General features: G+C 33.8%; 1 protein-coding gene. It reads left to right on the forward strand.

Annotated features, from left to right (window positions below):
- Window positions 1-432: AAA family ATPase (locus E2K52_RS14940; protein ID WP_151205743.1), on the forward strand; the 432-nt coding region annotated here is incomplete at both ends.

The raw sequence follows: 432 nt of genomic DNA on the forward strand, positions 1-432 counted from the left end.
CGGCTACCAAAAATATTCCGGGCAATTTACCGGAAATATTGAAGTTGATAGCTAAAAAAAATGATATCGAATATATGTTGTTTGATTTAAGCCCGAATGTTGGAGGCTTAAATGAAGTTATATTGATGGCTAGTGACTATTTTATCGTTCCAACTTCACCAGACTTCTTCTGTTGGCAGGCCGGTGATTCATTATCTAAAAATATAAAAAAATGGCATAGAGAGATTTCTAGATTTAGAGAAGATAATGATTTTAATCATCAAAATTACCCTATAAAAAATGCTCCAAAGTTTTTAGGTACTATTCAGCAGCGTTATCGTCCCAGGTATGGTAAACCAGCTAAATCATTTGAAAGCTGGATTACAAAAATTCATGATGCAGTAAATACTAAGTTGGCTCCAACTTTAGAGCAGTTGAACTGCTGTATTGAAA

The organism is Acinetobacter sp. RF14B, from assembly GCF_006864105.1.
GTDB lineage: Bacteria > Pseudomonadota > Gammaproteobacteria > Pseudomonadales > Moraxellaceae > Acinetobacter > Acinetobacter lwoffii_C.